Annotated in this window: 25 protein-coding genes; 19 read left to right on the top strand and 6 right to left on the bottom strand. The window is 44.0% G+C overall.

Features of this window, described 5'->3' with window-relative positions:
• The first annotated feature begins 145 nt into the window (after positions 1–145).
• Together DL796_RS07315 and DL796_RS07310 are read left to right on the top strand one after the other, a co-directional pair.
• Positions 146–2011 carry a DUF885 domain-containing protein gene (locus DL796_RS07315; RefSeq protein WP_110201053.1) on the top strand — a complete coding sequence of 622 codons (1866 nt, stop codon included), beginning with the start codon at positions 146–148 and terminating at the stop codon, positions 2009–2011.
• 121 nt (positions 2012–2132) lie between these two features.
• Positions 2133–2789 carry a peroxiredoxin-like family protein gene (locus DL796_RS07310; RefSeq protein ID WP_110201052.1) on the top strand — a complete coding sequence of 219 codons (657 nt, stop codon included), beginning with the start codon at positions 2133–2135 and terminating at the stop codon, positions 2787–2789.
• An 80-nt stretch (positions 2790–2869) separates the two neighbouring features.
• On the opposite strand, the gene ygfZ is transcribed toward DL796_RS07310, so the two are convergent.
• The gene (gene ygfZ, locus DL796_RS07305; RefSeq protein ID WP_110201051.1) at positions 2870–3790 is read right to left on the bottom strand and encodes a CAF17-like 4Fe-4S cluster assembly/insertion protein YgfZ; all 921 of its coding nucleotides are present in this window, start codon (positions 3788–3790) and stop codon (positions 2870–2872) included.
• 158 nt (positions 3791–3948) lie between these two features.
• Here ygfZ and DL796_RS07300 point away from each other — a divergent pair, with 158 nt between their 5' ends.
• Both DL796_RS07300 and DL796_RS07295 read left to right on the top strand, forming a co-directional pair.
• A complete protein-coding gene (locus DL796_RS07300; RefSeq protein ID WP_110201050.1) occupies positions 3949–4203 on the top strand; it encodes an FAD assembly factor SdhE in 255 nt (84 codons plus the stop codon).
• A gap of 34 nt (positions 4204–4237) precedes the next feature.
• Entirely contained in the window at positions 4238–4669 is a 432-nt protein-coding gene (locus DL796_RS07295; protein WP_110201049.1) for a protein YgfX, read from the top strand.
• A 3-nt stretch (positions 4670–4672) separates the two neighbouring features.
• On the opposite strand, the gene nadB is transcribed toward DL796_RS07295, so the two are convergent.
• A complete protein-coding gene (nadB, locus tag DL796_RS07290) occupies positions 4673–6274 on the bottom strand; it encodes an L-aspartate oxidase (RefSeq protein WP_110201048.1) in 1602 nt (533 codons plus the stop codon).
• 355 nt (positions 6275–6629) lie between these two features.
• Here nadB and rpoE point away from each other — a divergent pair, with 355 nt between their 5' ends.
• The 13 genes from rpoE to DL796_RS07225 all read left to right on the top strand — a co-directional run bounded on the left by rpoE (position 6630) and on the right by DL796_RS07225 (position 17886).
• Positions 6630–7220: an RNA polymerase sigma factor RpoE gene (gene rpoE / locus DL796_RS07285; RefSeq protein ID WP_110201047.1), complete on the top strand. Its 591-nt coding sequence runs from the start codon at positions 6630–6632 to the stop codon at positions 7218–7220.
• A 282-nt stretch (positions 7221–7502) separates the two neighbouring features.
• On the top strand, positions 7503–8165 hold the full coding sequence (locus tag DL796_RS07280) for a sigma-E factor negative regulatory protein (RefSeq protein WP_110201046.1): 663 nt from the start codon (positions 7503–7505) through the stop codon (positions 8163–8165).
• A 135-nt stretch (positions 8166–8300) separates the two neighbouring features.
• A complete protein-coding gene (locus DL796_RS07275; RefSeq protein WP_110201045.1) occupies positions 8301–8777 on the top strand; it encodes a SoxR reducing system RseC family protein in 477 nt (158 codons plus the stop codon).
• A 112-nt stretch (positions 8778–8889) separates the two neighbouring features.
• Positions 8890–10182, top strand: coding sequence for a Do family serine endopeptidase (locus DL796_RS07270; protein ID WP_110201044.1), 1293 nt, complete (start codon positions 8890–8892; stop codon positions 10180–10182).
• 228 nt (positions 10183–10410) lie between these two features.
• Positions 10411–12216: a translation elongation factor 4 gene (gene lepA, locus DL796_RS07265; protein WP_110201351.1), complete on the top strand. Its 1806-nt coding sequence runs from the start codon at positions 10411–10413 to the stop codon at positions 12214–12216.
• Positions 12216–13118: a signal peptidase I gene (gene lepB, locus DL796_RS07260; protein ID WP_110201043.1), complete on the top strand. Its 903-nt coding sequence runs from the start codon at positions 12216–12218 to the stop codon at positions 13116–13118. The genes lepA and lepB overlap by 1 nt, the downstream gene beginning before the upstream one ends.
• 85 nt (positions 13119–13203) lie before the next feature.
• Positions 13204–13581: a DUF4845 domain-containing protein gene (locus DL796_RS07255; RefSeq protein ID WP_110201350.1), complete on the top strand. Its 378-nt coding sequence runs from the start codon at positions 13204–13206 to the stop codon at positions 13579–13581.
• A gap of 23 nt (positions 13582–13604) precedes the next feature.
• Positions 13605–14300: a ribonuclease III gene (gene rnc, locus DL796_RS07250; RefSeq protein ID WP_110201042.1), complete on the top strand. Its 696-nt coding sequence runs from the start codon at positions 13605–13607 to the stop codon at positions 14298–14300.
• Between the two features lie 10 nt (positions 14301–14310).
• On the top strand, positions 14311–15231 hold the full coding sequence (era, locus tag DL796_RS07245; protein WP_110201041.1) for a GTPase Era: 921 nt from the start codon (positions 14311–14313) through the stop codon (positions 15229–15231).
• Positions 15228–15947: a DNA repair protein RecO gene (recO, locus tag DL796_RS07240; RefSeq protein WP_110201040.1), complete on the top strand. Its 720-nt coding sequence runs from the start codon at positions 15228–15230 to the stop codon at positions 15945–15947. Before era ends, recO begins: the two co-directional genes overlap by 4 nt.
• Before the next feature lie 42 nt (positions 15948–15989).
• Positions 15990–16739, top strand: a complete 750-nt coding sequence (pdxJ, locus tag DL796_RS07235) for a pyridoxine 5'-phosphate synthase (protein ID WP_110201039.1) — start codon at positions 15990–15992, stop codon at positions 16737–16739.
• On the top strand, positions 16721–17104 hold the full coding sequence (acpS, locus tag DL796_RS07230) for a holo-ACP synthase (protein WP_110201038.1): 384 nt from the start codon (positions 16721–16723) through the stop codon (positions 17102–17104). The genes pdxJ and acpS overlap by 19 nt, the downstream gene beginning before the upstream one ends.
• Before the next feature lie 47 nt (positions 17105–17151).
• On the top strand, positions 17152–17886 hold the full coding sequence (locus tag DL796_RS07225; RefSeq protein ID WP_110201037.1) for a hypothetical protein: 735 nt from the start codon (positions 17152–17154) through the stop codon (positions 17884–17886).
• Between the two features lie 26 nt (positions 17887–17912).
• On the opposite strand, the gene DL796_RS07220 is transcribed toward DL796_RS07225, so the two are convergent.
• Positions 17913–18743 carry an SDR family oxidoreductase gene (locus tag DL796_RS07220; protein WP_110201036.1) on the bottom strand — a complete coding sequence of 277 codons (831 nt, stop codon included), beginning with the start codon at positions 18741–18743 and terminating at the stop codon, positions 17913–17915.
• Positions 18743–19222 carry a glutathione peroxidase gene (locus tag DL796_RS07215; RefSeq protein WP_110201035.1) on the bottom strand — a complete coding sequence of 160 codons (480 nt, stop codon included), beginning with the start codon at positions 19220–19222 and terminating at the stop codon, positions 18743–18745. Before DL796_RS07215 ends, DL796_RS07220 begins: the two co-directional genes overlap by 1 nt.
• Positions 19223–19344: 122 nt before the next feature.
• Here DL796_RS07215 and DL796_RS07210 point away from each other — a divergent pair, with 122 nt between their 5' ends.
• On the top strand, positions 19345–20754 hold the full coding sequence (locus DL796_RS07210) for a M28 family peptidase (RefSeq protein ID WP_110201034.1): 1410 nt from the start codon (positions 19345–19347) through the stop codon (positions 20752–20754).
• A gap of 74 nt (positions 20755–20828) precedes the next feature.
• Positions 20829–21569, top strand: a complete 741-nt coding sequence (locus tag DL796_RS07205) for an enoyl-CoA hydratase (protein ID WP_110201033.1) — start codon at positions 20829–20831, stop codon at positions 21567–21569.
• Positions 21570–21600: 31 nt separating this feature from the next.
• Here DL796_RS07205 and DL796_RS07200 read toward each other — a convergent pair whose 3' ends face one another.
• Both DL796_RS07200 and DL796_RS07195 read right to left on the bottom strand, forming a co-directional pair.
• Positions 21601–21741, bottom strand: coding sequence for a hypothetical protein (locus DL796_RS07200; RefSeq protein ID WP_170114230.1), 141 nt, complete (start codon positions 21739–21741; stop codon positions 21601–21603).
• Between the two features lie 51 nt (positions 21742–21792).
• Positions 21793–22509 (bottom strand): M15 family metallopeptidase, encoded by a 717-nt coding sequence (locus DL796_RS07195; protein WP_227593008.1) that lies wholly within the window; start codon positions 22507–22509, stop codon positions 21793–21795.

Genomic DNA, 22509 nt, shown 5'->3' with positions numbered 1-22509 from the left:
ATATGCAATATTTTGTTACTAGTTGCTTTTGTTTTGAATGGTAGCAAGGGTTATAGTGGTTTCCGTTTAGATAAATTACCCTACGAATACGAAAAAACTTATTATTAAATGTTCGTATTGAGATGAGTTTACAAGAGGAGTCCCTATGAAGTCTTTCAAGTTTCAACTGTCGGCTGTGGCTTTAGCTATTGCGCTAACGGCTTGTGGCGATGACGCATCAAAAGAAAATACCAACAAAGCGGCAAAGGCAACAACGTCGGCTGAGCAAGTTGTAAATACAGAGCAGGCCGCTAGCGAAGAGCAAGCATTAAGCGAAGCAGAAAAAACGAAAAAGATTTATCAGTCTTACTGGGAAGAAAATCTAAAGATGAACCCATTGAATGCAACTTTTATGGGCGATCATCGCTATAACGACAGACTTGGCGACTTTGGAACCGAAAAAGGGCGCGCAGAAGCCTTAGCTTTTCATAAGAAATACCTTAGTGAAATCAATCAAATTGATGAGTCACAACTGGAAGGCCAAGATCTTCTAAGTTATCAGATTTTTAAAAACGAACGACAGGCGGCGATTGAAGGAACTGAATATCCTGACTATATGCAGCCAATCCAGCAGTTTTATAATCCTTTCAACTTTTTCGCCATGCTTGGTTCAGGCAAAAGCGCCCAGCCGTTCAACACGGTTGAAGATTATGAAAACTGGTTAAGCCGATTAAATCAGGCTTATGACAGCGTTGATGTCATAATCAAAAATATGCGAACGGGTATGGAAAATGGCGTAGTGCAGCCTAAAGCTCTGATGGTGAAAGTATTGCCACAGCTTAAGGCGCATATCGTTGATGATGTTGAGCAAAGCTTGTTTTATACACCTATCAAGAATATGCCAGAAAGTTTCTCACCAGAAGATAAGCAGCGTCTTACCAAAGAGTATGTGAATACGATTAAAACCATGGTAGTGCCAATGTATAGCCGTATGCATGACTTTATTCAGGATGAATATCTTCCTGCAACGCGCGAGACTGCGGGTATGGTAGCTCTACCTAACGGCAAAGAGTGGTATGCGTTTAAAGTGAAGCAAACCACTAGCACCGATTTAACACCTGATGAAATACATCAAATTGGCCTTGATGAAGTGGCTCGTATTCATGGTGAAATGAAGGGCGTTATGGAGCAGGTGGGCTTTGAAGGTTCGCTACAGGAATTCTTCGAGTTTACCAAAAACGACCCTCAGTTTATTTTCGATTCGAAAGAAGATATGTTGCAGGCTTACGAGGACTTACGCGAAACTCTGGATAAAACTGCTCCAGACCTATTCAAAGTCATTCCAGAAGCGCAGTTTGAAATTCGTGCGGTCGAAGCTTTCCGTGAGCAATCTTCATCTTCCGCATCCTATCAGCGTCCAGCACCAGACGGTTCACGTCCTGGTATTTTCTATGTGAATACTTACGACTTAAGCGCACGTCCGACTTGGACTGTGGAGTCCTTATACTTGCACGAAGCTGTGCCAGGTCACCACTTCCAGATTTCGACGCAGCAAGAACTGAAAGATATTCCAGACTTCCGCCGATTCGGTGGTACCACTGCCTTTATTGAGGGCTGGGGCTTGTATTCTGAGTCGCTTGGTAAAGAGATGGGCGTCTATACCGATCCTTACCAATATTACGGTGCTTTGAGTGCAGAGCTTTGGCGCGCGATCCGCTTGGTGGTCGATACCGGCTTACACGCAAAAGGTTGGACGCGTGAAGAAGTCTTAGAATATATGGAAAAGAACTCAGCTGCCGCTGAAGCTCGTCGTGTCTCAGAAGCTGAGCGTTTCATGGCAATCCCGAGTCAGGCTCTAGCTTATAAAATCGGTCAGTTGAAAATTCGCGAACTGCGCACACTGGCAGAGACTGAGCTTGGCGATAATTTCGATGTTCGAGAGTTCCATTATCAGGTTCTTAAAGATGGTGCGCTACCTTTGAACATTTTGGAAACTAAGATTAAACGCTGGATCGATAGCCAGAAATCATAATCTCAGTAAGATTAAAAAAGCAAAAAAGCGGCTCTCGAGTCGCTTTTTTGTGTTTCGGCTGTAACAAACTAAGCACATAATTCTCTTATGACTACGACTAAATATTAATACTAAGGCAGTTATGAAACGAATATTACAGTTAACCTTTTTTATCTTGCTCGCTAGTCTTTCAATCGGCGCTATAGCTTTAGACAGAACTCAGGTGGTGGATGATCCGAATCATGTGTCACCACTACTGATTGGGCAAAATGCGCCGGAAATGACGCTTTTTTCAAGCGATGGTACGCCTTTCAGTCTGCGTCAAAAGCTAGCTCAAAAACCAACCATCCTACTTTTTTATCGAGGCGGCTGGTGTCCGTTCTGTAATGCGCAATTAAGCCAGATTCAAGAAATTGAAGAAGATATTGTGGCAATGGACTATCAGCTACTAGCGATTAGTCCAGATACTCCAAGCGCTTTACAGAAAACGAGTAAGGATAGAAAGCTTGGTTATGAGTTAGTTTCTGATTATCAGTTGAAGGCCACGCGTCAGTTCGGTTTGGCGTTTCATATTTCTGATGAATATAACCAAAAAGTAAAATCGATTGGTGGCAAAACTGCCCGTTTGGCAGGTGATGATAAAAGCACTTTACCAGTACCTGCAGTTTTTATCTTGGATACTGATGGCGTGGTTCAATTTCAGTATGTAAACCCAAACTATAAGGTCCGTATTAAACCTGAGTTATTGCTGACAGCGGCTAAATTAGCGCTTGAGGACAAAGAGGTTGAGGGCAAGTAGATTAAAGCTAAGTAGCAAAGTTGAAGATACTAAAAAGGCGCTTAATAAAGCGCCTTTTTGTTTTTATCGCATCAGCTATATCAATCGAGAATCTTTGTTGGATGCTTATCTTCGCCAATGAATATTGATGACTCTAGAGCCTGTTCTTTAAGGCTAATAAGGCAATAGGTTTTGCCATCGAAAATAGCTGAACGTATTAATTCACCAACGTTTTTGTCGTCTTCGTTATACACCTTGCTGAGCTCATCTAAGGCAACATCAGCATCTATATACGACAATACAGCGTGGGTTTTTAGTTTGCCACGATAGTGCATTCGAGCCACGATTTCTTGTCCGGTATAGCATCCTTTGGTGAAGCTGACCGCACCGACCTGATGTAAGCCAACATTATGAGGCAGGTGGTGCTCTATAGCCGCCTGGCCGAACATCGGTATATGTGCTTGTAGCTCAATATAATCCCAAGCATTTTTATCGGCGAGAGTAGTACCAGCTAACATATTCACCAGCTCGCTAGCGCGCTCTTTACGGCTGATTAAAATCGAGGCGTTGAAGAGGCTGTTGAGGTGAACATCATAGATGCCATCTAAGTTACTGACGGTTAGGACTTCCTGTTCGCTAGAGTGGTTGCCCGGTGCTTTTTGCGTATGCCCCCACAGCTCATAATCCTTACTAGCATCGATGAGCTCGGTTTGGAAGAAGGCGGCATATTTTGATAGGGTTTCAAGCACATGCTGTAAATTATCTTTTGGCAGGATCATTAAATAATTCTGTTCAAATTTCATCATGTAAAAAACACTGTGTAAGCGTCCTTTTACGCTACAAAAACCACCCAGACTCGCCTGCTCATCCGTAACCAAGTCCATATCGCAAGTTAGCTGACCTTGTAACAACTTGTGGCTGTCTTCACCTGAAATCTGAATCACGCCAAAACCGCCAAGTTCACAGGCAATGTTTTGTAATTGTGGAATATGCTGAATCGCATCTTGATTTGTAAAGTTCATAACACCCTGACTCTTTAAGGTCGTATGGTTAGTACGATATCTATGTGTTTCGATGCCGATTTTACTGCAAACCAAATGATTTTGCAGTCCTATTTCCAAAAGCATTCACTATAAGGCTATAATTGTCCCCAAGAGAGTTCTAACAATAGAGTTTTAACGTGACCGAGCAACAATATAAAAAGCTTCAGTGGGCTAGCAGACGTGGCATGCTGGAGCTAGATGTGGTGTTATTGCCGTATCTTGAGCAACATTCTAAAGACTTCAGCGATAGTGATGTTCATCATTATCAGGAGTTCTTAGAAGAAACCGATCCTGATTTATACGCTTGGATCATGGGCTTTGAGACGCCAAAGCCTAAATTCGCCGAAATAGTGGCCACGATTCGAGAATTTGTCGATAAGCAAATTAAATGACCCACCACTAAATAGTCCCTTATCAGTCTGTGATATGAATTTACGTATAGCGCTGAAAACGCCAAAAGTTAGCCGTCAGGTTTTTGCTATCCTGTGGTCCGCTTTTGTTGTCTTGTTTATAGTCGCGGGGTGGCTTCAGGAGCGCTGGACATTCGCGCTCATCGGCGTGCCAGTGACTATTTTGCTGGGCTGGTGGCAGCTTGTGATGCTGAATCGACTGTATGAGCATATTACTGAACTGGTATTTTTTGAAGGGCAGTGGTTTATCATCGAAAAAGACCTCAAAGTCGCGATTGAGGTTAAAAAAGATACCGTCACTTGGCCTTTATGGGTAACTCTAAAATACCGAGAGCTCGATCCTTCAAGCCCACAAAGCGTTCGACAACTTATTCTTTTTCGCGACTCTATGAAAGAGTCTGAATTTCGGGACTTATCGCGAACCTTGAAGTTTTATAAGGCGAGCTAGGGTTTAAGAATCCGCAGGAGTCAAAACTGAATCTACCGCTTTCTCTGCGAGTTGCGGATAATCTAGCGTAGAATGCAAGCCACGACTTTCTTTTCGCTGCATCGCGCACTTCACAATTAATTCCGCCACCAGCACTAAGTTCCTAAGTTCGATCAGATCGTTACTCACTTTAAAGTTCGAATAATACTCGTGGATTTCCTGTTGCAATAACTCGATGCGTCTAAGCGCTCGCTGTAGTCGCTTATCGGTACGCACTATGCCAACATAATCCCACATCAACTGGCGCAGTTCGTGCCAATTGTGGGTTAGAACAATCTCTTCGTCTGAGTCGGCAACTTGGCTCTCATCCCAAGGTGGTAACTCAGCTGGAATGCTCGTGTTATCCCATGAATCTTCGATGTCCTGAGCGGCCGACTGGGCGTAAACCAAGCACTCAAGCAGTGAATTGCTGGCCATACGGTTAGCGCCGTGTAAGCCAGTGAAAGCAACCTCACCAACGGCGTACAAGCCCTCGATATCGGTGCGACTATTCGTATCTACGCGAACACCGCCACAGGTGTAATGAGCGGCAGGGACCACTGGGATCGGATCGGTGGTGATATCAATGCCAAATTCTAAACACCGCTTATAAATAGTGGGGAAATGACTTTTGATAAATTCGGGCTCTTTATGCGCAATATCCAAATAAACACATTCAAAACCGTACTTCTTCACTTCGTGATCAATAGTGCGTGCGACAACATCGCGTGGCGCCAATTCAGCTCGTTCGTCGTATTCCGGCATAAAGCGTTCGCCGTTAGGGCGTCGTAAAATGGCGCCTTCGCCGCGTAGGGCTTCTGTAATGAGGAAGCTGCGAGCCTGCGGATGGTACAAGCAGGTCGGGTGAAACTGGTTAAACTCAAGATTGGCCACACTACAGCCAGCGCGCCATGCCATAGCTATTCCATCGCCACTAGCGACATCTGGGTTAGATGTATAAAGATAGACTTTACTGGCGCCACCTGTGGCTAAAACCACAAATCTAGCTTGAATGGTTTCAACGCGATCTTCTTTAAGGTTTAAAACATAAGCGCCCTGACAGCGCTTATCTGCTAAGCCGATTTTATCGCCCGTGATTAAATCGACCGCGATATAATTTTCCAGAATATTTATGTTTGGCTCTGCTTGAACAGCGGCGACAAGGGTTGTCGACACGGCTTTGCCAGTTGCGTCGTCAGAATGGATAATGCGCCGCTTACTATGACCACCTTCGCGGGTTAGATGATAATGCTCGTCCTCTTTACTAAAAGCGACGCCACGCTCGATTAACCACTCGATAGCTTCGCGCGAGTGCTCGACCGTAAAGCGAACCGCGTCTTCATGGCATAAGCCGGCGCCCGCAATTAGAGTGTCTTCGACGTGCGAATCAATAGAGTCGCTTTCATCAAGCACCGCAGCGATGCCGCCTTGGGCGTAGAAGGTAGAACCTTCGGTGACTTCAGCTTTGCTGAGCACGGTAACTTTGCCTTTGTGGGCTAAGCGTAGTGCCACTGAAAGTCCTGCTGCGCCGCTACCAATGACCAAAACATCGGTGGAATGTATGAGATCTTGATGAGTCTGAGACATGAAAATTTATACCGTGATGGAACTTTTCTTATGTTAACTGGGTCTTTCTTTTCTACGAGCGGGTGGAAAGGAAAGTGTTTTCCAAGCAAAATATATCTGGTCGATAAGCTTTCATAAAAACACAGGTACTGATACTTTATACACAGAGTGGTGTTTTTACGAAGGTTTAACCGCACCTAATCTAATGCGGACTTTACCACAGTCGCTTATTATCAGTTAGTTTTTTCTAGCGAATAAGTAGCGAATAAGTGGCTGTAAAAAGCATTGAAAAACTATAAATAGATCTTATTTGCCCTGCAAATACAACAATAACGGGAATACTCGATGAGAAGTGGACAGCTAAGTAGAGGACACCATGTCTGAGGCTGATGTTGATTCAGAGCTAGTAAAGCGAGTCCAAAAAGGCGACAAGAAAGCTTTCGATATGCTGGTGGTGAAATACCAGCAACGGATTATGAACCTAATTTCACGATTTGTGCGAGACAAAGATGAAGTTATGGACATATCGCAGGAAGCTTTTATTAAGGCCTACCGCGCTTTGCCAAACTTTCGTGGTGATAGCGCGTTTTACACTTGGCTTTACCGAATAGCGATAAATACGGCGAAAAACTTTTTGGTTTCACAAGGGCGTAGGCCGCCGGGCAGCGATATTGATTCCAGCGATGCTGAGCAGTATGACGGTGGCGACGCACTGCGCGATACAGGAAGCCCAGAGCGCTTAATGTTTCGTGATGAAATTAAAGAGATGATATTTAAAACCATCGATGAGCTGCCTGAAGATTTACGCACAGCGATTCTATTGCGTGAAATCGAGGGTTTGAGTTATGAGGAAATTGCAGACTCCATGGACTGTCCTGTGGGGACGGTGAGATCCCGTATTTTCAGGGCTCGCGATGCAATTGACCAAAAAATTGCACCATTATTGGAGCAGGGCTGGCGATCCTAGAATTCGCTAAAAAATGACTTAAAGCAAAGAATTGGCTGAAAATTTGCTGAACAGACAAACTTTTTTACAAAAAGTGTGAACTTTTTACAGCAACCCCAGTCAATTGGTATAAGAAGTTTAAAGCAAGTTTACATAAGTAACGCCCAAAATATGACATTTTGTGGCTTCCGAGTTATGGTTTGCGAGGTTTTAGTTTCCCTTAGGGTTTAGGCTAAAGGTACGAAAAAGTCTAAACACGATTGATAGGTGCTAAAGCATGATAAAGGTAAAAGGTAATTGGTAATGAGCGATACAAAGCGTTTGGATAAAGAGATTTTATCTGCCTGGGTGGATGGTCGCGTGGAAAGCGACGACCAGCAAGAAAGCCTAGAGCAGGGTAGCGAATCGATGGCTGTTTGGTCGCGTTATCAATTAATCGGCCAAGTCATGCGCAACGAAGTTAAGCCTGTTGAGATGGATATTTCCTCAAAAGTCAGTTCAGCCATAGCTTCTGAAGAAACCTATCATTCAGCCACAGACGAGCAATCGCCTTCAAGCAACGTCATACCATTCCCCAACCGAATTTGGAAACAAGCGGGCGGTTTCGCTATCGCAGCGTCGGTTGCTATTGTTGCTTTATTCAGCGTTGCTAATACGCAACCGGGCGTAAACCAGTCGTCTCAGCAGTTAGCCGCGACCAGCAATACAACGATTCAAGCGACTGATGGCACACTTGAAGTGATAGCTTCTAATGTCGATCGTCAGGAGCTTCAAACAATGCACGATATGTTTTTAAAGCATGAAGCATTAACTCGCCAAATCACCGGTATGAGCAGTTTGCCTACAGTCCGTGTGGTGAGTAACCAAAAAGTAATCCCGGTTCAAGTTCCGATGCGCGTTGAGGACGAACTAAAAGCCTCACAGCAAAGTGAGCAGGGTAAAGCGGATAATAAAACCAATAAGTAATCACCATCGTTGAAGTAGCTTGCGAATTGAATTTGCCCTCTGAGCGTAGGTAAATCTTCAGTGATACGTTAGAATAACCCATCGAATGATGGGTTTTTTTATGGCCGAATTCCTAGCAAAAGGTTTTTAAGAGCGATGTTTACAGAAGTTGGGCAAGTAATAGCAGCGGAAGATGATACGGTTTGGGTGCAAACTCAATCTAAAACCGGCTGCTCGAGCTGTAAGGTCAGCTCAACCTGCGGCAGTGGCATCGTGAATAAGGCTTTCTCCCATAAAGTTTATGTCACACCTTTAAAAAATACCCTGAATGCCCATATTAATGATGAGGTAGAAGTGGGTATCCCTGAAGATTTAGTGCTGAAAGCATCTTTGGTTGTGTATTTACTGCCTTTGCTTTGCCTAATGTTGGCACTATTAATATCTTCTTTAGCCCTACCTAACCTTTCTGAGTTAGGCTCCATTTTTACTGCCTTCATAGGCTTACTCGTTGGTTTTGCTGGAGTTAGCTGGTTTTCTCGTCGCAAAGCACAGCAACACAAAATGGAACCTATTTTGTTGAAAATTGTAAAGAGACCTATTGAAGTGACACAAATCGTAACATCACCTGACTAAATGTAGGCGAAGCTACGGGAACTGTCTCTGTAGGGTATTCTCTAACGAGGTATCTACTTTCAATAAGTTATAAAACTTATGGTTTAAACAAAATTTGCGGAGAAGGCTTAACATGTTGAAACGTTTCTTATCAATAACTCTAGTGACGTGGCTGGTGGTATTATCGGGCTGCGCAGAAGCTAATTCATTCCCTGATTTTACCAAGCTGGTTGAAAAGGTTCAGCCAAGCGTAGTGAGCATTAAAGTCGAAGTTAAGCGCTGGGGGCGGGTCGTTGGCCGTGGCGGTGGTTCTGGCTTTATTGTTGATGATAAAGGTTACATCCTGACTAACCACCATGTTATCGACGGTGCCGAGACGCCTGTGGTAAAGCTCTATAACGGACGCGAGTTTAAAGCTGAGGTTGTGGGTAGCGACGCTAACACAGACGTTGCATTGTTAAAGATAGATTCAGGCGATTTAGAGCTCGAAGCACTTGAAATCGGCACCACAAAAGATTTAAGAGTGGGGCAATGGGTGTTGGCTTTTGGAGCGCCGTTTAATTTGGAGCACACAGTTACAGCTGGAATTGTTAGCGCCAAGGGGCGTGGCGAAGTAGGATCGCAATATGTGCCTTTCATCCAAACAGACGTGGCCATTAACCGCGGAAACTCAGGCGGCCCATTGATTAACCTAGACGGGGAAGTCGTGGGTATTAACTCCATGATTTTTAACCCGATGATCAGTAGCGGTTTATCTTTTTCTATCCCTATCGATCTTGCGGATAATGTGCGTGAGCAGCTATTAAAAGACGGTAGAGTCAATCGTGGGTTCTTAGGGGTTATGTTTGGACCGATTGATCAGGATAAAGCGGATGCTTTTGGCTTGGATAGCGTTGGCGGTGCTTTAGTAACCCGAGTAATGCCGAACATGGCTGCCGATAAAGCAGGTATCAAGGTTGGCGATGTAGTGATTGAGGTGGATGGTAAGCCAGTGCGTAAAGCGCAAGATTTACCGTTTTACATTGGCCAAATGCCAGCTGGTGAAGAGGTGGAGTTAACCATTGTGCGTAATGGTGACGAGGAATCCATTGATGTCACTCTAAGCGATGCCAATGGGCAGTTTGCAGTAACCTCAAACACGGGTAAGCAAGAGCTTGGAATAGCGGTTTCGGCGCTGACTCCTGACCTCAAAGAAGCGACAGGTATTGAGCAGGGCGTCATCATTCGTGATGTTGAGCGTGATAGTCCAGCGGCAAGAGCGGGTCTGCGCCAGGGCGATATCATTCAAAAACTGCACCGAACAGTGATTAGAAGCCCTGAGGACTTCCAGCAAGCGGTTGCTTCTTTGCCTAAAGAAGGCAAGGTGGCAGTATTGATTGTACGTCAAGGCGTCGGTAGCGACTTCCTTGTGATAGAACTGAAGTAAGTTGTTACTCATTTAGACCTTACCAAGGCCAGCTTAAGTCCAACTTAACTGGCCTTTTCTATGAATTTAGCTAAAATAGGCCGCTTACTTTTAAATTATTTTCAAAACAGTCACTTATCAATTAACACTTAATCGTGATTTTGCAGAAGAAACAACAATAAACTCTTCAAATTCAAAAGGTTAGTCGCTTAAGCGTTAATGAAACAAGAAGGTTTTAGCGGAACATATATGGCATATACCGATTATATTCGTAACTTTTCTATCATTGCTCATATCGATCATGGTAAATCAACCTTGTCGGATCGTTTAATTCAGCAATGTGGAGGCCTTACTGAGCGTGAAATGGCCGAGCAGGTTTTGGATTCGATGGATCTAGAGCGTGAGCGTGGTATTACCATTAAAGCTCAGAGTGTGACGCTGAACTATGAAGCTAAAGATGGCCACACCTATCAGTTGAACTTTATTGACACCCCTGGACACGTTGATTTCTCATACGAGGTTTCGCGCTCATTGGCGGCGTGTGAGGGTGCTTTGCTAGTGGTTGATGCTGCCCAAGGGGTAGAGGCACAGACTCTGGCTAACTGTTACACCGCTATCGAGCAAGATCTTGAAGTCGTGCCTGTGTTGAACAAAATTGATTTACCAGCGGCCGATCCTCTGCGCGTAATGCAGGAAATCGAAGACATCGTCGGTATCGAGGCGATGGATGCGGTGCAGTGTAGTGCAAAAACTGGTGTTGGTATTGATGAACTGTTGGAAGCGATTGTGCGCGATATCCCGCCAGCTTCGGGCGATCCTGATGCGCCGCTACAGGCTTTGATTGTGGATTCGTGGTTCGATAACTATTTAGGCGTTGTCTCGCTGGTTCGTGTTATGCAAGGAACCATTAGAAAAGGCGATAAAATGCAAATTATGACCACGGGCAAATCACACCTGGTGGATCATGTAGGCATTTTCACTCCTAAGCGACACGACACTGACGTCTTGCGAGCGGGCGAAGTAGGCTTCGTTATTGCAGGAATTAAGGATATTCAGGGCGCTCCTGTGGGTGACACTATCACCTTAGCAAAAGATCCTTCTGAAGATCCGTTGCCGGGTTTCCAAACGGTCACACCTCAGGTTTACGCTGGCCTTTTCCCTGTTAGCTCTGATGACTATGAGTCGTTCCGTGATGCCTTATCAAAATTAAGCCTGAATGATGCGTCTTTATTCTTCGAGCCTGAAAACTCAACCGCACTAGGTTTTGGTTTCCGCTGTGGCTTCTTAGGAATGCTGCACATGGAAATTATTCAGGAGCGACTAGAGCGTGAGTACAACCTTGATCTCATCACTACTGCGCCAACAGTAATTTATGAAGTTGTAAACACGGATGATGAAGTGATTTACGTCGATAATCCTTCAAAATTACCGCCGGTATCAAACATTGCCGAAATTCGTGAGCCAATCTGTGAGGCTAATATTTTAGTACCACAGGAGCACTTAGGCTCAGTAATCACGCTGTGTGTAGAAAAGCGTGGCGTGCAAACTAAGATGCAATATGCGGGAACGCAAGTCGCATTGACCTATGAAATGCCGATGAACGAAGTGGTGCTCGACTTCTTCGATAGGCTAAAGTCTGTAAGCCGTGGTTATGCCTCTTTGGATTATAACTTTAAGCGTTATCAGCAGGACGAATTAGTTCGATTGGATATTCTTATTAATGGCGACAGAGTTGACGCACTGGCGTTAATCGTACACAAAGACCAAGCCCAATATCGTGGGCGCGAGTTGGTTGAGGCGATGAAAGAGATTATTCCTCGCCAGATGTTCGAAGTGGCGATTCAAGCGGCGATTGGCAACCATGTTATCGCGCGCTCAACAGTTAAAGCGTTACGTAAAAACGTACTGGCCAAGTGTTATGGTGGTGACGTGTCGCGTAAGCGTAAGTTGCTAGAAAAACAAAAAGCGGGTAAGAAGCGCATGAAGCAGGTGGGTAAAGTTGAAATCCCGCAGGAAGCGTTCCTTGCTGTACTAAACGTAGGTAAGGACAAGTAATGCCAACAATTTATTACGATTTTGGATTTTATTTAGGGCTTGCTGCGCTAATAACTGGCGTGGTGACTTTGCTCGATAAGTTTTGGTGGCAGAAAAAACGCATCGAAGCCGGTGGTGTCGAATATGACGAAAAAGGTCGCGAAAAGTATCCTGCGTTTATTGATGTTTGTCGCTCTTTCTTTCCGATAATCTTTGCCGTATTGGTATTGCGCTCTTTCCTTTTTGAGCCCTATAGAATTCCATCAGGCAGTATGAATCCTGGTCTTTATGACGGTGACTTTATTCTAGTCAATAAATTTGCTTACGGAGTTCGTCTGCCAGCATTTAATACAAAGATTATTGATGTAGCGGATCCGCAGCGTGGAGATGTTGTGGTGTTTCACCCGCCTCACGAACCACAGCAAGCCTATATCAAGCGCCTAATTGGTGTTCCTGGAGATCGTCTGGAGTGGGATCGTGGAACTTTAACAATCATTCCGCAATGTCAAAATGGTGATGATATTGGCGGCGGCAGTTGTGAGCCAATGACGATTAAGTCTGAGTTTGTGTCGGATGAGGTCGAAGATTTAGTGCCAAGAGGTGAGTTATTTAATACTTATAAAGAAACCATCAATGATAATGAGCATCCGCTGATTTATTTAGACAACGGTGTACAAAGAGTTGGCGGCAATAGCCTTAATGCTCGTTGGACAGAAGTAGTACCTGCGGGGAAATACTTTGTTATGGGTGATAATCGTGATGGTAGTGCCGATTCTCGTGAGTGGGGCTTTGTGCATGAAGAAGGCATTATAGGTAAAGCGGCTTATAAGTGGATTTTCTTAACTTTTACTGATGAGCCAGTTTTATTTGGCAAACATCTGCCAAAAGGTATATCCTTTAGTAGAGCGGGAGCAATAAAATAATCCTAAGTTCTTGATTAAGAACACAAGTTTACGTTTAAGGAGAGCGGGGTCTATGACTACTCACAATAAATTAGGTCAAATGAGAATGAGCCGAACATATCTCAACAAACAGTATCAAGGCGGTATGACTGCTGCGGGCTGGTTGATTATTATGGCAATAGTTTTGTTTTTTATGTACTTAGCTATTAAATTAGTCCCTGCCTACATGGAATACTTTAGTATCAAGAGCTCGTTAAAGTCAGTCGCAGAAGAAAGCACTTCAAGCACTAGCAAATCTGATCTAAAGCGTTATATCTCAGGCCGCTTTAGCGTTAACAGCATTGATGTTGTAGAGACTGATGATGTTGAAATCAAAGATGTCGATGGCGGCAAGGCGCTATACATAGAGTATGAAAACCGCATAGCATTATTCGGCAACATCAGCGCACTATTAGAATTTAAGCACGAAGAACCTCTTAACTAAACGACCCACATTTAAAGGCCAAGATGAGTCACCAGCAACAGCAAATCGAACGTTTTTGTCGCCATCTTGGCTATGAATTTTCTGACCAAAAGCTTATACAAAGGGCCCTTACTCACCGTAGCGCTTCTAACCGCCATAACGAAAGGCTAGAGTTCTTAGGAGATGCGGTGCTAGGTATGGTTATCGCTAAAGCACTTTTTGAGCAGTTTCCAAAGGTAAATGAGGGGCAACTGACCCGAATGCGCTCCAGTCTAGTAAAAGGCAAAACACTAGCTGTTATCGCTAAAGAAATTGACCTGGGTGATTATATTCGATTGGGTGAAGGCGAATTAAAAAGCGGTGGCTTTAGAAGAGCATCGATTCTCGCTGATGGCTTTGAAGCTGTAATAGGCGCAGTTTATTTAGATTCGGGCTTTGAAACTACAAGCCAGTTAATCCTGAAACTTTATGGCGAGCGCTTAACCCAGCTTAACCCTGATGAGGTCACCAAAGACGCCAAAACCCGTCTCCAAGAATTACTACAGTCACGCGGTTACCCATTGCCTGAGTACGATCTACTGACAGTAACGGGCGAGGCTCATAAGCAAACTTTTGAAGTGGTTTGTGTTATCTCTGAGCAAAAAATTAAAACCCAAGGCACTGGCAGTAGCCGCCGTAACGCGGAGCAATTAGCCGCCGAAAAAGCATTCACTGAATTACAAAAGGCGCTAGCGTCTTAAGTTGATAAACATGACAGAACACTCTAAACAGCCGGACTCCTTTCGTTGTGGTTACGTTGCGGTACTAGGCCGTCCAAACGTGGGTAAATCTACCCTGATGAACCACATTCTAGGGCAAAAAGTCAGTATCACATCGCGTAAACCTCAAACCACGCGGCATCGTGTTTTAGGGATATATACCGACGATGAAGCGCAGATCTTGTTTGTCGATACTCCAGGTATTCACCGCAAAGAAGCGCGAAGCATCAATCGCTACATGAACCGTGCCGCATCAAGTTCAATGGTTGATGTGGACGTGTTGGTATTTGTGATTGATAGTCTGCAATGGACCGATGATGATGAGCTGGTTTTAGAAAAATTGAAACAAGCGAGAGGGAAGAAAGTTTTATTCGTCAACAAAGTAGATAAAGTTGAAGATAAAGAAGAGCTACTCCCTCACATTGCTAAAATTACTGAAGATTGTCATTTTGATGCAGTCTTCCCGGGCTCCGCATTAAAAGGACAGAACCTTGATGAGCTCACTAAAACATTAAAGCAGTGGCTCCCGGAAGGCGACTTATTTTACCCAGAAGATTACATCACCGACCGTAGTGAGCGTTTCATGGCGGCAGAGCTTATTCGTGAAAAATTAATGCGTTCACTTGGCGAAGAAATTCCTTACTCTTCGACGGTTGAAATCGAACAATTCAAGTTTAAAGATAATGGCGTGTTACACATTAATGGCTTGATCTTGGTCGAGCGCTCTGGGCAAAAAGCAATCATTATTGGCAAACAGGGGCAGCGATTAAAGCAAATTGGACGTGACGCTCGTATTGAGATGGAAGAGTTGTTCGATGCTAAAGTCTTTTTAGAGCTTTGGGTAAAAGTTAAAGATGGCTGGGCGGACGATGAGCGCGCCTTGAAATCTTTAGGCTATGACGATCATCGATGAACAATGTTGAGCTAACACAGTCATTTGTATTACATGCGCGTCCTTTCAAAGAAACTAGCCTCATTCTAGAGTTATTCACCCTAGACCACGGGCGATGCAATGTACTAGCCCGTGGTGTTCGTGGTAACAAGAAAAACCATAAAAGAGCTTTATTACAGCCGTTTCAGCCCCTTGTCGTAAGTTGGGTTGGGCGCAGCGACTTAAAAACCTTAAAAGATTTTGAAGCGAGCTCACAAAGTTATCCCTTATCAGGGATTCCAAGTCTTTCCGGCTTATATATGAATGAGCTGATGCTAAAGCTATTGATTCAATGGGATCCACACCCAGATATTTACCTCAGTTACCAATCCGCCTTATTGCGCCTCAGCCAACAAGAAACCCCATCGATTGTTTTACGTGAGTTTGAACTCGCTTTAATTGAGGAGCTGGGTTACGGCATAGATTGGCATTGCGACATACAAGGGGAAACGATAGAGCCTGAACTTGATTACGGTTTTATACCTCAGCAGGGTTTTGTTCTGCTGCCTCAAGCGCCAAAGGGCTCTCTCAAAGCACAAGGCAAGCACATTATTGCTATTGCTGAGCATGATTGGCAGCAAACCGGTAGCTTGGCCTTAGCTCGCAAGGTGTGTCGAACTTTGATCGATCCTTTGGTAGGCTATAAGGAGCTGAATAGCCGTAAGCTTTTGCAACAAACACTTGCTATTCAATCATAGGTTGCATAACCTTTCATTAATTGATTCTGTACGGAAATTTTTATGAAAAACCCCATACTTTTAGGTGTAAACATCGATCATGTTGCTACAGTGAGGAATGCTCGCGGTACCGACTATCCTGATCCAGTACAAGCGGCATTTATCGCCGAGCAAAATGGTGCTGATGGGATTACGGTTCACCTAAGAGAAGATCGTCGCCACATTACTGATCGTGATGTTGAAATTCTCGCTAGAACGATCCAGACACGCATGAACTTAGAGATGGCTGTAACCGATGAAATGTTATCGATTGCCGAAAAGACCAAGCCAGCCTATGTCTGTTTAGTCCCTGAGAAGCGTGAAGAGTTAACCACTGAAGGTGGGCTAGACGTTAAAGGTCAAGAAAGTAAAATTAAAGAAGCCTGCGAGCGCATGGCAGAAGCAGGAATTCAAGTCTCGCTTTTTATCGACACTGATGAAGAGCAGATTGATGCGGCTGCTCGAACGGGTGCTCCATTAATTGAATTGCATACAGGCCACTATGCCGATGCCACAACGGAGCACGAGCGTGAAGTTGAATTGGTGAAAATTCAACGCGCAGTGTCCCATGCTGTGGGACAAGGCATTCAAGTCAATGCCGGACATGGTTTGCAATACCACAACGTACAACCTATCGCTGCAATCAAAGAAATTGTCGAGCTTAATATTGGGCACGCGATTATAGGTCGAGCGGTATTTAGTGGCCTTGATCAAGCAGTCTCTGAAATGAAGAAATTAATGGTTGAAGCACGTCAATGGCCATATTTGGTGTAGGCACCGATATCGTAAAGCTGGAGCGCGTGGAGCGCTCCTATCAACGTCATGGCGATAAATTTGCTGAGCGAATTTTGTCGTCTGATGAGTTAGAGGCCTACGTATCTAAAAAGAACAAAGTCACCTATCTAGCCAAACGGTTTGCTGCCAAAGAAGCCATCAGTAAGGCGCTAGGAACAGGAATGCGCGAAGGCATTGATTTCAAGCAACTTTCCATTGTCAGTAACCAGCTTGGTAAGCCAGAAGTCTTTTTGCAGGGCAAAGCTCAAGACTGGGCACAAAATAATAAAATAGCTAGAGTCCACTTAAGCATTAGTGATGAACGCGATGCTGCCGTGGCTTTTGCCATAGCCGAAACAGAATAAGCTGGAATATTAATACAACGTCAACACAAGGATTCGATACAGTTTTTATGTCACACGATCATTTATCACAGGATTATTTATCAATAATAGGCCGTTCGGCCGACAGCCCAGAAGTACAACAGTTTTTTCAAAGATTTAACGCGAGTTGGAACGATGTTATTTCCTATGAAGGACAAGGCGTTACCGAAGCAAGCTTAGAGATCTTTGACTCAGTGATTGAGCTAGAGTTTATTAAGAAGCTATCACCAAAATCATCGGTAACCAACCAAGCTGATGATTTTATTGTACGTAATCTCACATTAGTTAATCATACTGCTGAAGTTAATGAAAAAATTGGGGACGTTGAAGACACTCTTCGGCTAAGTGACACTATTTATAAAGCTATTGAGGTTTTTGGTAAGGACTATCAATATTTACAACAAAAAGAGAGCTACTGTTGGCGTAAAGATGATGTTTTGATAGAAGTTGGTCAAGATCGCACTAGTGATAAAATTAGTCATATCACCTTTACCGCAGACTCGCTCGACGTGCGGGCTATACAAGACGTCGCTGAAAGTTTATCAAATAGCCCTTTATCTGAGCAGACAGCCGAAAACCTAGGTGTAGAGCCGCCCGACTTACCCTATGAAGATGAGCCAGTTAGCTTAGATTATAAGGACGAAGAAGTTGTGGAGAGAGCTTCAGGTGGTCGCTTTAGCATTTTCGTTGTAATAGCCGCAGTCATAGCTGCATTACTTTTTTACGATGAAATCGCTCAGTATTTCATGCAGCTATTTAAGTGATGTTTAGATAATTTACGAGTGCTGAATTAATCTAAAAAGAGGTCTTTCTTAATCTTATCTTCGTAGTCAGGGTTATAGGCGTATTGCGAAAAGTCTGTCACCTTGGCGGCTTTTAAGACCTCTTCATCAATTAACCACAAGCCGGTGTAATTATTACTCGGGTGGGTCAGAATAACTTTAGCTGCATCCGCCATAATCTCAGGTTTGCGCGCGTAGTTAAGGGTTTCTTTATTACCTACCGCAAACTCGATGGCCGCTGTCGCTATATAAGTTTTTGGCCATAGAGTGTTTACTGCAACACCGTATTGTTTAAATTCCGCCGCCATACCTTTACTCAATATACTCATGCCGTATTTAGACAAAGTATAAGGACTATAGTCTTTTAACCATTCTTCTTTCAGGTTCACAGGAGGAGATAGGTTTAGAATGTGTGGGTTTTCCGACTTCTTTAGATAGGGCAGGGCATAGTGCCCGAAACAGTAAACTGCGCGTGAGTTGACCTGCTGCATAAGATCATAACGTTTTGGCGATGTATCTTCGACAGTGGTTAGGCTAATGGCGCCAGCGTTGTTTACAACAGCATCAATGCGGCCAAACTTTTCACCAATTTGGTCACACAGTTTTTTAATTTGTAACTCTTTGCGCACGTCTAGTGCCACAGCGATCGCTTTACCGCCAGCCTGCTCGACCTCTTCAGCCACCGTATGAATTGTGCCAGGTAACTTAGGATGAGGCTTATCGGATTTAGCGGCGATGACGATGGTGGCACCTTCTTCGGCAAATCTCAGCGCCATAGCACGACCAATGCCACGACTGGCGCCAGTAATGATAATAACTTTATCTTTTAAACTAGGCATTAAAGCAGTTTCCTTATGTCGTCTTTGATGTTTTCTGGTTTTGTTATTGAGCCATAGCGCTCGATGACTTTGCCGTCTTTATCGACTAAGAATTTTGTGAAATTCCACTTAATTTTCTGTGAACCTAATAGGCCGGTCGCTTCTTTTTTCAAATGTTGGTAGAGAGGATGAGCATTATCACCATTAACGTCAACTTTTTGGAACAGTGGAAAAGAAATATTGAAATTCAAGTCACAGAAATTCTTGATCTCGTCATCTGAGCCGGACTCCTGCTTGCCAAACTGGTTACAGGGGAAGGCTAGGACTTCTAATCCTTGACCAGAAAATTCTTGATACAGCTTTTCAAGCCCTTCGTATTGTGGGGTAAAACCACAAGCACTGGCTGTATTAACAATCAGTAACACTTTTCCTTGATACTCTTTGAGCGAAACTTCTTGGCCGTTATTTAAAACGGCCGAATAATCGTATATGGTAGGCATGATTTTTCCTCGGCAAAACCTTTTAGCTACTCTAGCCCCTTGGTATGGAGACTGTCAATCTTGAGTCGATGACAAGTTAAGAGGGTATAAACAAGCAGAATTAAATTTTCGAAGAGTATCTTATGAAACTGAAATATGTATCGACACTAGTTGTATCATGCTTTATTGCTTTTAGCGCAGTGGCGAATAATGCCCCTAACTTTGATGATGAAGACTTAAAAGTCGCAGCACAACTAAGAGACAAGGCTCTGGATAGCTCGCTGGATTACGACATTGTTGAATCGCTCACCACTGAAGTAGGACCTCGAATGGCGGGAACGCCAGGCGACGCGGCTGCGGTGAAGTGGGGCGTGGCTAAATTAGAAGAGCTAGGTTTCGATAAAGTGTGGACTGAGCCTGTCACTTTTCCAACCTGGAAGCGTGGCGTCGAGAGCGCAGAGGTTTTATCCCCCTACCCACAACCACTAGTTATCACTGCCTTGGGTTTTAGTGTGGCGACCCCTGAAGGTGGCTTGTCGGCAGAAATCATTGAGTTTGAGGATCTAGAGGCTTTAAAAGCTGCTCCAGCTGATGCTGCTAAGGGAAAAATAGTTTTTATTAAGAATCGTATGGAGCGTGCTAGAGACGGCTCAGGTTATGGACCTGCTGTGGCCGCAAGAGGTCAAGGCGCATCTGAAGCAGCTAAAAAAGGTGCAGTGGGCATTTTAATCCGTTCAATCGGAACCGATTCGCACCGTATGGCACATACAGGCGTTATGCGTTATGAAGAGGGAATCACAAAAATCCCTGCGGCTGCCTTATCGGCTCCTGATGCGGACTTGCTAGAGAACATGATTCGCCGTGGTAAGCCTGTCACTGTGAAAATGACGATAGGTGCTAAAAATGGTGAAGAATACACCAGCCATAATGTTATTGGTGAGATCACGGGTAGCGAAAAACCTGAAGAATACGTAATTATCGGTGCACACTTAGATTCATGGGACTTAGGCACTGGTGCTTTAGATGATGGTGCTGGGATTGGTATTACAGTTGCTGCGGCAAAGTTAATATTAGATTTACCAGAGCGTCCAAAGCGTTCTATCCGCGTTATTATGTTTGCAAACGAAGAACAGGGCTTAATAGGCGGAAAGGCATACGCCGAAGCACATAAAGATGATATTAAAAATATCATCACTGCCGCTGAGTCAGATTTTGGCGCTGGTAAAATTTGGCGAATCGATTCTAAGGTTAAGCCTGAAGCGATACCTGCAGTGAAGCAGATGGCAGACGTCATGGCACCTTTAGGTATTAGCTACGGTAACAACAATGCTGGTGGTGGCCCAGATCTTATTCCTCTGCGCGGGAAGGGGATTTCGGTCTTTTCTCTACGCCAAGATGGAACCGACTATTTCGACTACCATCACACACCAAACGATACTTTGGATAAAGTCGATCCTGAGTCTTTGAAGCAAAATACGGCGGCTTATGTAATCTTTGCTTATCTTTCAGCTCAGATGAACGGTGATTTCGGTACAGGTTTCAACCAAAAGTAACCGAACCTATCCCTATCTGCTCGGATGTGTTATCTTTTTGGAACTAAAATCTACCTAGTTCAAGAGGCCATAACATGTCCGAGTTAGTGACTTCTCAATTAATCAATAAAGTCCTTCATATCAGCTTCCATCGTGAAGATAAGAAAAATGCATTAACCTCAGAAATGTACGATGCGTTGTCGGCGACTCTAAAGTCGGCTAAAGCTAATGATGAAGTGAATGTGGTTCTTTTTAAAGGCAGCGAAGGGTGCTTTTCAGCAGGTAACGACATTGCCGATTTTTTAAAGCAACCTGTATTGGAAGAGGGAAGTCCGGTCTTAAAGTTTTTGCATGAGTTGACCAATTTCGACAAGCCGATGGTGGCCGCCGTTTCAGGGCCTGCCGTTGGAATAGGAACCACCTTGTTGCTTCACTGCGACCTTGTCTACGCTACAGACCAAACCTATTTCAGTTTACCATTCGTTGACTTAGGGCTTTGTCCTGAGGCTGGTTCTAGTTACTTACTAACGCGCCAGATTGGTTATGTTAGAGCCGCAGAGCTGTTACTGTTAGCGGAGCCGTTCGATGCTGCGAAAGCAAAAGAACTTGGCATTATTAATGATGTTGTTGCGGTCGATAAATATTATGAGGTTGCACAAAACAAAGCCGAGAAACTCGCGAGCAAACCTGCTCATGCCTTAAGAGTGAGCCGTCAATTATTGCGTTCGAATTCTGGGTTAGTCAGTAAAGCAATAGAGCGTGAAGCACGAAGCTTCTCATCGCTGTTAACCAGCGACGAAGCTAAGGCTATCTTTAAGAAGTTTTTAGAGAAGTAATCTTTATCGAGGATGATTGCCGATATACCTATCAGTAATCATCCTCATCATCCTTGTAAGGCTGTGGCTTTACACCTTTAGGAACTTTGAATTTGTTGTTTCGTTTTAGCACAAACAAAGTTGCGCCAATAATGGCGAAAATTAATAACGTAATCAAAATCGCTTTCAACATAATCGCTCCTTGTTTCGCTATAGAATGATAGAGTAATGAATCACTATAGAATTACTCTGTACAAATATTATACACGTATTTCCTAGCAAGGCTTTCCAGCCTTGAATTGATATTGTCTTTACCGCCTATATCTTTTTCTCTTAACGTTTCTTTCAAAAAGTCTAACGGAAACTCCTTTAATGCTTTTTCTGCAATCGGTCTGTAGCTGATGTGCCATGGCTCGCAAGCGACGCCACCTTTGTCCTCGCGATAAGGTTTAAAGAAACCAAAAGACTCAAGGTTGTAATCTAACCATTCATCTAAACGCGAACAAGGGCCTTTATCTTCGAACTCTTCTTCAGTGAGCTTAACTTCGTAGCCTTGATCGATTGCTGCCGCATCGAATACATCAAAGTCCGTTCCCCAGTGGTGCCTGCTGGTGCCTGGAATGGCACTGTAGTGTAGGATTGCATCGACACGCTCTTTAGGCGATAACTCAAAAGAGTTGACGGTGGTGCCATCGCGTAAGTTTAATTCAACATCATTGTTATATTTGTAATTCCAGATTTCAGCTTGTCGCTCGAAGCTACGATAGCTACTGATAACCCGAAGCGGGACTCCGTCGAGCTCAGACTGACGAATTAATTTTGCAATTGGAATTAGCACCTCATGGTGGCATTCGAATTTTTGCCCTAATAACTCGCTGTTATCAACAACATTAATTAGGTGGTTCTGATCCAACCCAATGAGTTGCTCGGGTGTCATCATGGAATTATCTATACTCTTCAT

It is taken from the genome of Kangiella spongicola (assembly GCF_003194565.2).
Lineage (GTDB): Bacteria > Pseudomonadota > Gammaproteobacteria > Enterobacterales > Kangiellaceae > Kangiella > Kangiella spongicola.
This window is presented reverse-complemented; position numbering and strand designations above follow the sequence as displayed.